The 7,231-nt window shown below is 51.8% G+C and carries 9 protein-coding genes; 1 reads left to right on the top strand and 8 read right to left on the bottom strand.

Annotated features, from left to right (window positions below; genetic code table 11):
- From WC980_09070 to WC980_09055, 4 genes are all read right to left on the bottom strand, one after another.
- Window positions 1-296: hypothetical protein (locus WC980_09070; GenBank protein MFA5795195.1), on the bottom strand; the 296-nt coding region annotated here is incomplete at its 3' end.
- A gap of 14 nt (window positions 297-310) precedes the next feature.
- Window positions 311-1,072: a DUF481 domain-containing protein gene (locus WC980_09065; protein MFA5795194.1), complete on the bottom strand. Its 762-nt coding sequence runs from the start codon at window positions 1,070-1,072 to the stop codon at window positions 311-313.
- A 5-nt stretch (window positions 1,073-1,077) separates the two neighbouring features.
- Entirely contained in the window at window positions 1,078-1,503 is a 426-nt protein-coding gene (locus WC980_09060; protein ID MFA5795193.1) for a DUF1844 domain-containing protein, read from the bottom strand.
- Window positions 1,504-1,600: 97 nt separating this feature from the next.
- On the bottom strand, window positions 1,601-3,196 hold the full coding sequence (locus WC980_09055; protein ID MFA5795192.1) for a CTP synthase: 1,596 nt from the start codon (window positions 3,194-3,196) through the stop codon (window positions 1,601-1,603).
- Window positions 3,197-3,367: 171 nt separating this feature from the next.
- Here WC980_09055 and WC980_09050 point away from each other — a divergent pair, with 171 nt between their 5' ends.
- The gene (locus tag WC980_09050) at window positions 3,368-4,165 is read left to right on the top strand and encodes a methyltransferase domain-containing protein (protein MFA5795191.1); all 798 of its coding nucleotides are present in this window, start codon (window positions 3,368-3,370) and stop codon (window positions 4,163-4,165) included.
- Between the two features lie 141 nt (window positions 4,166-4,306).
- Here the strand turns inward: WC980_09050 and WC980_09045 are convergent, their stop codons facing one another.
- The 4 genes from WC980_09045 to WC980_09030 form a co-directional block, all read right to left on the bottom strand.
- A complete protein-coding gene (locus WC980_09045; GenBank protein ID MFA5795190.1) occupies window positions 4,307-5,371 on the bottom strand; it encodes a M42 family metallopeptidase in 1,065 nt (354 codons plus the stop codon).
- 21 nt (window positions 5,372-5,392) lie between these two features.
- Window positions 5,393-6,364 (bottom strand): GDP-mannose 4,6-dehydratase, encoded by a 972-nt coding sequence (locus WC980_09040; protein ID MFA5795189.1) that lies wholly within the window; start codon window positions 6,362-6,364, stop codon window positions 5,393-5,395.
- Window positions 6,365-6,473: 109 nt separating this feature from the next.
- Entirely contained in the window at window positions 6,474-6,803 is a 330-nt protein-coding gene (gene trxA, locus WC980_09035) for a thioredoxin (GenBank protein ID MFA5795188.1), read from the bottom strand.
- 86 nt (window positions 6,804-6,889) lie between these two features.
- Complete coding sequence (locus tag WC980_09030) at window positions 6,890-7,168, bottom strand: hypothetical protein (protein MFA5795187.1); 279 nt, start codon at window positions 7,166-7,168, stop codon at window positions 6,890-6,892.
- Between the last annotated feature and the right edge of the window lie 63 nt (window positions 7,169-7,231).

The raw sequence follows: 7,231 nt of genomic DNA, 5'->3' as shown, positions 1-7,231 counted from the left end.
AGGTAGTTGGCGACCAGAATATCGAGCTGGGGCTTGAGCAGTGTTCCCTGTTGCTGTCCCATTTCGGCCGGAGTTCCGCGCAGGACCAGTATCGGCACCTGATTCGAGCCGGGGTCGAGGACCAGTTCGCCGTTGCCTGATTGGGCCGGCGTAAAAGGACGGACCGGCAGTTTTTTGGCCACATAAGGCGGCGTTTCTATGACCGAGCAGCAGCTGATGAATATCACATAGCCGACGATTAAGACAACTGCCAATGTGCCGAGCCGTTTAAGCGCGTTCTTCGTAAATAATTTCATAGGTTAATCCGTGGCTAAAATCTGAATCCGATAGTTATCATCGATGTGGCCGTATGCCGGGAGACGCTGGTGGTGCCCGGATTGCTGTCGTATTCGTTAATGAGCGAGAAGCCGCCGTAAAGGTGCTTGCTGAAGTAGACCTTGACCGAGCTGTCCGAGCGGGTTTTGAATTCATCGAGGTCTTTGGAGCGGGGTAGGTATTCGTATTTATTTCTAACTTCCAGGGTATCATTGATTTTCCAGTAGAGGTCGTTGGCCAGCTGGTAGGAATATGAGCGGTTGATGATGGGGTTGCTTTCGTATTCTTCCGAGGTGTAGCTGGCGCCCAGGTAGCCGGCCCATTTAAAGTTGTTTTTGGTCTTGAAATGGTAGCCGAGCCCGCCGCTGGAGCGGCTGAGGATTTCCAGTTTGGTCATCTGGTTGTCCTCGAAGACCTGCTGGAGATAGCCGTAGAATTTATATTTAAGCTTTTGGTCCCACTTGAACTCGGCCCGGCGTTGGAATTGGGTGAGCGTGTCGGCCGATTTGCCGCGGAGATAGAGCAGACCGTTGTAGAATTTAGTATCGTGGCTGTCCCGGTAGATGTCGGACTTGAGCGTGGTGTTGGTGGTGTCAACTTTGGCAATCTGGTTGCGCATGTTGCCTTCGAACGTACCGGACCAGGTGGCCGGTGGGGGCGGTGGCTTGGGAGCCGGCTTTGGTTGCGGAGCCGGTTCGGAATAAACCAAGCCTGCAACGGCCAACAGGGCCAGCAGGCTGAATATGATAGAGCGCATAGCGGTTATTTCTTCTTGTCAGGTTCGGCATCAGGGGTAGGCGCTGGGGCCGGTGTTGGGTTAGGTTCCTGGCTTACCCGGACGAAGAGCATCTGTAAGGCGTAAAGTGTTTGTTCCAGGTGCGGGGCTTCTTCTTTGGTCAGGTTATTGACCGTCTTGGCCTTGAGCATCTCCAGGGTGTCGATATTATACCTGGCCTGGATCAGGTCGACTTCTTTCTTGTGGCTGGCCGGGTGTTCCATCTGGCCCAGTGATATCAGGGCCTGCAGAGCCAAGGTGTAAACTAGGGTGTTGAAATCCGGAGGCGGCGCGAACTTGTCGTCGCACCCGCAACCTTCTTCATGTGGCTTTTTATCCAGTTCCTCTTTTTCCTTCTGGGCTTGTTCTTTCCAACCGCTGTCTACTTTTTTCTCTTTGTTTTCTTCGCTCATAACGCTCTTTAGAGCCAGTTAAACAGACCGACACAAAGTGGCGGTATGTTTCTACTGGGCCTTATCCCGACTATTCCGTCGGGACCTTTCTTTAGCACTATTTTCCCAGTGCGGCTTTGATGAATCCCCGGAAGAGTGGGTGCGGGCTTAAGGGCTTAGACTTGAATTCCGGATGGAACTGCACCCCGACGAACCAGGGATGGTTTCTTAACTCGACTATCTCGACCAGGTTGCTTTCCGGGTAGATGCCCACCGGCTCCAGCCCTTTGGCCTGGAACTCGGCCAGATATTTATTATTGAATTCGTAACGATGCCGGTGTCGTTCGGAGATTAAAGTGTTTTTATAGGCCTTGGCAGCCCTTGAGCCGGACTTAAGCCGGCAGGGGTAAGCGCCCAGGCGCATAGTCCCGCCTATATCCTTGATGTTTTTCTGCGAGGCCATCAGGCCGATGACCGGGTCGGGCGTAGCGGTATCGAATTCAGAGCTGTGCGCCTGTTTCAACCCGAGCACGTGGCGGGCGAATTCTATGACCGCACATTGCATGCCCAAGCAGATGCCGAAGAAAGGTATTTTTTTCTCGCGGGCGTATTTGACGGCTGCGATTTTGCCTTCGATGCCGCGCGAGCCGAAACCGCCCGGCACCAATATGCCCTTGACGCCTTTGAGTAGTTTGGCGGCGTTGGCATTGGTCACCTCGTCGGCGTTGACTTTGCGGATTATTACCCGGGCGTTATTGGCTATGCCGCCGTGGGTAAGCGCCTCGTAGATGGATTTGTATGAGTCCTGCAGTTCAAGATATTTGCCGACCACGGCTATTTCCACGGTTTTCTTGGGTGATTTTAATATCCGGAGCATCCGGTGCCATTGATTCAGGTTATGTGGTTTACATTTCAGGCTCAGATGTTTGATTATCAGTTCGTCCAGTTTTTGTTCCACCAGCATCAGCGGCACCTGGTAGATGCTGAAGTCCACGTCCTTTTCCTCGATGACCGCTTCGGGCCGGACGTTGCAGAAGAGCGACAGCTTGGCTCGGGCGTCGTCCGGGATATGATGTTCGGTCCGGCAAATGAGGATGTCCGGCTGGATGCCGATTTCACGGAGCTTGCTGACGCTGTGCTGGGTGGGTTTGGACTTCATCTCCTGGCTGGTCCGCAGGTAGGGTATTAATGTAAGGTGTATGTAAAGGACTTTGTCTCGGCCCAGTTCCAGCCCGACTTGGCGGATGGCCTCGAGGAAGGGCAGGCCTTCGATATCGCCGACCGTGCCGCCTATTTCGGTGATGGATACGTCAATGCCTTGGGTATCGGGCAGATGGATGGCATTCTTGATTTCATCGGTGATGTGCGGGATGACCTGGACGGTTTTGCCCAGATACTTGCCGGCCCGTTCCTTGGCAATGACGCTGGAGTATATCTTGCCGGTGGTGAAGTTGGAGTTCTTGGTCAAGACGGCGTTGGTGAAGCGTTCGTAATGTCCCAGGTCCAGATCGGTTTCGGCACCGTCGTTGGTGACATAGACTTCGCCGTGCTGGAAGGGGTTCATCGTACCCGGGTCGACGTTGATATAAGGGTCGAATTTCTGGATGGAGACTTTAAGCCCTCGGTTTTCCAGGAGCATGCCGATGGATGCGGAGGTGAGTCCTTTGCCCAGCGAGGAAACCACGCCGCCCGTAATGAAAATATGTTTTACCATAACGGGGCAGTATCATACAAATGAGGATATTGAAATACAAGGAAATTATGCAACTTTTTATCGCCATAACCGGAATTAAGGTTATAATTCTGCCACGGAGACACAGAGTTCACAGAGACCTTTAACCCGATAATTTAATTCTCCGTGCTCTCTGTGCCTCTGTGGCTAAGTATGAGTAAATCGGCCTGCGAGTTATATTACGACCGGGTGGCGCACAGTTATGACGACTCGTACAAGAGTCCTTACTGGGAGTTCTACCAGGCGGTCACCTGGTACAACCTCAAGCGTAACCTGCCGCGCAGTCTGCCGGCCCGGATACTGGATATCGGCGGCGGCACCGGAATATGGGCGCTGAAACTGGCTAAGTCCGGTTATAATATCACTCTGGCTGACCTGTCGCAGAAGATGCTCGATGTGGCTCAGCGCAAGGCCGAGCAGACGAACCTGGCTAACAAGATTACATTCGCTAAGGCCGATATCTGCGAGATGTCCGCTTTCGGGGATAATACGTTTGATATGGCCATCGCCCAGGGCGACCCGATATCCTGCGCCCAGGAACCGCTCAAGGCCGTTCGGGAAATACACCGGGTGCTCAAGCCTAAGGCTGTCTGCATCGCTTCGGTTGACAACAAGTTTTCCGGGATGAGGGTGTTTATGGAACAGGGGAAGTTAGACCAGTTGGAGGAACTGATTGCCACCGGTCGGACTAATTGGTTCACCAGCAATAAAGAAGAACAATATCAGCTGACCTATTTCAGCCCGGACGAACTGCGTAAGCTGTTTACCAGGAACGGATTTGAGGTGCTGGCTTTAAGTGGCAAGGTGGTCCTGCCGGTCCGGGCCAACGAGCAGGTGCTTAAAGATAGGGATGCTTTTGACCGGATGCTAAAATTAGAGCTTAAGCTCCATACCGAAGAGGCATTATTGGGAAACGCGTCACATCTGGAAATCACCTGCCGGAAAGTTTAGTTTATTCGCCACAAAGACAGAGTTATAGCCTTCCGTGGAACCAAGAACACAAAGCATAATTTAATATTAAATCTAATAAAAAAGGCGTCCCGATGTAACATCGGGACGCCTTGTGTTCTTGGAGCGTTTAGTGTTTGAAACTTACGGTATAAAGTTGACGTTACCGTTGAGTTTTAGAGTAAACCCGGCCAGCAGTTTGGCCGTATTTTCCAGGTCAGCCAGAGAAATAACCTCGATGGGCGTATGCATATATCGGTTAGGAACGCTGACCAGTCCGGTGGCCACTCCTTCCTTGGTAACCTGCATCATATTGGCGTCGGTGCCGGTGGCGCCCGGAGCTGCTTCGACCTGATACGGAATTTTATCGGCCTTGGCGGCGGCTACCAGCCGGTCAAAGACCACGTGGTTGATGTTCGGCCCGCGCGAAATAGCCGGTCCCGAACCGAGTTTAATATCGCCTGAGCGTTTGGGGTTGGAATCCGGGTAATCGGTGGCGTGGGTTACGTCCACGGCAATGCCGATGTCCGGGCTGATGCCGTAAGCGCTTGTCCTGGCGCCGCGCATGCCGATTTCCTCCTGGACCGTAGAAACGGCGTAAACCGCGGCCTGGGGTTTCTTTTTGGCGATGAGCCGGAGAGCTTCGGCCACTATCCATGCGCCCATCTTGTCGTCAAAACCGCGCGAGACCACTAAATCGTTCTTGAGTTTTTCAAAACCGACCGCAAAGGTAATCGGGTCGCCGATATCGATAATCTTAGCCACTTCTTTTTTGGACTTGGCGCCGATATCCAGCCACAGCCCGTGCAGTTTAGGCGAACCGGCTGACTTGCGTTCCTCTTCCTCCATCAGGTGGATGGCTTTCTTGCCGACGATAGCCAAGACAGGTCCGGTCTTGGTATGGATGTAAAAGCGCTGTCCCGGCAGGATGCCGGTATCGATGCCTCCAATCATGCCGAAATAGATATAACCTTTGTCGTCGATGTAGCGGACCATCAGCCCGATTTCATCGCAATGGCCGGCCAGCATTATCCGCGGTTTGCCTTTGGGGTTGATGACGGCCATGGCGTTGCCGTGCACGTCCTTTTTTACTTCATCCGCGAAGGTTTTGACGTATTTAATCCAGATATCCTGGGCCGGTTTCTCGTAGCCGGACGGGCTGGGCGCGTTAACCATATCCTTCAGTAAATTCAATGCATTGGTTTCCATTTGTAACTCCTTTTCTAAATATTAATACTTGTGATAATTATTTTCGTGGTCTATAACTCTGTCTAGAATTTGATCCATATTTTTAGTCGGTTTATAACCGATGAATTTTTTTATCTTGGCCAGGCCGGGCACGCGCCGGAGCATATCTTCGAAACCTTCCTGATAAGCTTTGTCGTAGGGGATATGTTTGATGGGCGAGGCGCTTTTGGTTTTGGCTTTGACCTTGCGGGCCAGCTGGTCGATGGTTATTTCCTGGTTAGCGCCGATGTTGAAGACCTGGCCGCGGGCTTTTTTTGTCCGGCTGAGTTTTATCAGAGCGGTGACCACGTCGCTGACGTCGGTGAAACAGCGTGATTGTTTACCGCTGCCGTAAACGGTGATGGGTTGGCCTTTGAGCGCCTGGCGGACGAACCGGGGAATGACCATGCCGTAACGTCCGGTTTGGCGCGGGCCGACGGTATTGAATAGCCGGGCTATTATTACGGGCAGTTTTCTTTCGCGCCAGTAGGCCAGTGCCAGAAATTCATCGATGGCCTTGGAGCAGGCGTAGCTCCAGCGGCTTTTGGTGGTGGCACCCAGGAGCATATCGTCATTTTCACAGAATGGTATTTTGGCATTTTTGCCGTAGACTTCTGATGATGAGGCTATCAACACCAGCTTGTTCTTGCGGGCGGCCAGTTTGAGCACGGCTTCGGTGCCGGAGATGTTTGTCTCTATGGTGGTGACTGGTTTTTCGATTATCAGGCGTACGCCGACGGCCGCGGCCAGGTGAAAAATTACGTCAACTTGGTTTATCAATTTGGCCAGGAGCCGCTCGTTAAGTATAGTGCCGATGGTATAGTGAAAATTTGGGTTGGATTTAAGGCGTTTGATATTATCAAGCGAACCGGTGGACAGGTCGTCAATAACCCAAACCTGATGTTTTTGGTTCAACAGTATCTCAGCTAGGTGCGAACCGATGAATCCGGCGCCGCCGGTGATTAAGTACTTCATGTTTTTATCGGGAAGAACGTTAAGAGTGCAAAGAATCTTTTATTAGTTTTTGTTTGTGGTTTTGTATTATTCGGTAACGCTATCCTTTCAGGATGCTTATTGTTATAAACTAATCGATAACGCTATCCAGCAGTTTTTTCAACTGGGGTTCGGACTGGAAGCCGACCACCTGTTCTTTGATTTCTCCGCCTTTAATCAGCAACAGCGTGGGTATGGCTGAGATGCCGTAATCGGTGGCAGTTTCGGGCGAGTCGTCGACGTTGACCTTGGCTATCTTGACTTTGGATTGGTATTCAGGAGCCAGTTTTTCCAATATGGGTGTTATCATTTTGCACGGACCGCACCAAGGTGCCCAGAAATCTACCAGCACCGGAAGTTTGGAGTTAATCACTTCGGTTTTAAAGGTAGCGTCAGTTACTTCGGTTATGTATTGAGACATTTTAACCTCATTTCTGCCACGCCTGCCCGAATGATTGGCGTCAGCCGGTCGGGCGGGTCAGCCTTTGGCTGATAACAGCCGAACGATTATTTTTTCTCTGATTCCGGTGCGGCGGCGGCCGGTGCCGGTTTAGCAACAGCCGGAGCCGGGGCTGGTTTAGCGGCGTCCGGAGCGTCCGGTTTCTTTTCGCCTTCTTCACCCTTATGCTTAGAGGCCAGTTTCTTGCCGGTCAGGGTATTGATTTTTCTCTGGGCCCTTTTAAGGCTCTTGGTTACGGCTCGGATCATTTTTTTATTGTCTTTGGTCTCGGTTAGCTTCTTCTTGAGACGGACAACCTTTTCCTTTAGCTCTTCAACTTTGGGCATAAATTTACTCCTCTGTTTTCAGCCTGAGGCTGACCCGCCTTTGGCGGGAATCAGTTTACTTGA

It is taken from the genome of Candidatus Brocadiia bacterium (assembly GCA_041658285.1).
Classification (GTDB): Bacteria; Planctomycetota; MHYJ01; order JACQXL01; family JACQXL01; genus JBBAAP01.
The sequence above is the reverse complement of the archived record's forward strand: the minus strand, read 5'-3'. Positions and strand labels throughout refer to the sequence as shown.

What these genes read in the sequence shown, in the direction of transcription:
- WC980_09065 (MFA5795194.1), bottom strand. Translation starts at nt 1,072, where the DNA reads ATGCGCTCTATCATATTCAGCCTGCTGGCCCTGTTGGCCGTTGCAGGC.
- WC980_09030 (MFA5795187.1), bottom strand. Translation starts at nt 7,168, where the DNA reads ATGCCCAAAGTTGAAGAGCTAAAGGAAAAGGTTGTCCGTCTCAAGAAG.
- WC980_09060 (MFA5795193.1), bottom strand. Translation starts at nt 1,503, where the DNA reads ATGAGCGAAGAAAACAAAGAGAAAAAAGTAGACAGCGGTTGGAAAGAA.
- WC980_09045 (MFA5795190.1), bottom strand. Translation starts at nt 5,371, where the DNA reads ATGGAAACCAATGCATTGAATTTACTGAAGGATATGGTTAACGCGCCC.
- WC980_09055 (MFA5795192.1), bottom strand. Translation starts at nt 3,196, where the DNA reads ATGGTAAAACATATTTTCATTACGGGCGGCGTGGTTTCCTCGCTGGGC.
- WC980_09040 (MFA5795189.1), bottom strand. Translation starts at nt 6,364, where the DNA reads ATGAAGTACTTAATCACCGGCGGCGCCGGATTCATCGGTTCGCACCTA.
- trxA (MFA5795188.1), bottom strand. Translation starts at nt 6,803, where the DNA reads ATGTCTCAATACATAACCGAAGTAACTGACGCTACCTTTAAAACCGAA.
- WC980_09050 (MFA5795191.1), top strand. Translation starts at nt 3,368, where the DNA reads ATGAGTAAATCGGCCTGCGAGTTATATTACGACCGGGTGGCGCACAGT.